Annotated in this window: 1 protein-coding gene; it reads left to right on the plus strand. The window is 39.5% G+C overall.

Annotated features, from left to right (window positions below):
* Positions 1 to 189 precede the first annotated feature (189 nt).
* A complete protein-coding gene (locus tag BUB56_RS19195; protein ID WP_330392707.1) occupies positions 190 to 1,305 on the plus strand; it encodes a TSUP family transporter in 1,116 nt (371 codons plus the stop codon).
* Positions 1,306 to 1,411: the final 106 nt, after the last annotated feature.

The following is a 1,411-nucleotide window of genomic DNA, read 5'->3' on the forward strand; positions in this document are numbered from 1 at the left end:
ATTATAATACCTAAATTTGTAGGATAAATAAGATATTCTAAGAAAACAAAAGCAAAGAACCTTTATTCGTGTCCAGCTAGGTTATACCACTCCATCCATAGATGTACTTTATTTTTTGCACAATATAATGGCATAAAGCGGTTACTGATGGTAATATAGGAATTGGTGATGTATTATATGTTGAGGAGTATGATTGATAAATTAAAGAAGCGTTCCGAAGAATTAAAAAAAGAAATTGCAGCCTTGTACCTTGCGTGTAAAAAAAAGAATGTTTCATGGTATGTAAAGGCTATTGTTACAGTTGTTGTTGCGTATGCCTTAAGTCCCATTGACCTGATCCCTGATTTTATACCTGTATTAGGTTATCTTGATGATTTGGTGTTGATACCACTTGGTATAAGAATAGCAATTAAGCTTATTCCCCAGTCGGTAATGGAGGAATGCCGAAGGGAAGCAGAGGACTTGTTCAAAGATGGCAAGCCCCGTAACTGGAAAGCTGGAGCAGTGATTATACTCATATGGCTCATTTTGATATGGGTGCTGGCAACGAAGGTGTTTTCTTTTGAATTGCCTGTAGACAATGATACAGCATTAAAGTATTTACTGCTTTTCACAGGTAGCTTTCTTGCTGCTGCTATATCAGGGGCAGCAGGCTTTGGAGGTGCGCTGCTGCTTTTACCGTTGTTGTCCCGGACTATAGGAACAACTTTGGCTGTCCCTGTTTTAACCTTGGCTCAGCTTATCGGTAATCTTTCCAGGGTTTCAATTGGCTTCAGGCAAATTAGATGGAAGCCGGTTTTGATGTTTATTGCAGGGGCAATACCGGCAGCAATGCTTGGGGCATGGTCTTTTGCGGTTGTTCCAAAGGATGTCGTAACTCGTATCATAGGTGTTTCGATAATTGTATTTGTGGTCTTAAAGTACTTTAAGCTTATCCAATTCAAGCCCGGAAACATAACCATGGTTTGTGGAGGTACACTGGTTGGTATGCTATCAGGATTAGTGGGCAGTGCAGGACCATTGGGAGCGGCAATCTTTCTTTCATTGAACCTGCCGCCTGTAGCTTATATTGCAAGCGAAGCGGTTACAGCAACAGCGATGCATGTTGTAAAAACTATGGTTTATCAGAAGTATGTTGGAATCGGCATAAAGGAAATATCTATTGGCTTATTTATGGGTGCAGCTATGATTCTTGGAACATGGGCGGGCAAGAAATTCATAGAGAGCATGCCGAAAGAAAAGTTTGTCAAGTTTGTCGGAGTGCTTTTATGCCTCGTTGGATTACAGATGGTCTTTTTCGGTTAAAAATAGCTTGCCAAAGACCAGCTAATAAAAGTCAATAGGTTAGTTTAATTTTTTTAAAAAAGTAGTTTTTCTAAAAAGTGTACAGCAAAGCTAACCATTGGTAAAA

Origin of the sequence: Geosporobacter subterraneus DSM 17957, from assembly GCF_900142145.1 — a bacterium.
Classification (GTDB): Bacteria; Bacillota; Clostridia; order Peptostreptococcales; family Thermotaleaceae; genus Geosporobacter; species Geosporobacter subterraneus.

Bases quoted from the DNA above. Each gene is read 5' to 3' on its own strand.
- BUB56_RS19195 (WP_330392707.1), top strand. From the start codon at position 190: ATGATTGATAAATTAAAGAAGCGTTCCGAAGAATTAAAAAAAGAAATT.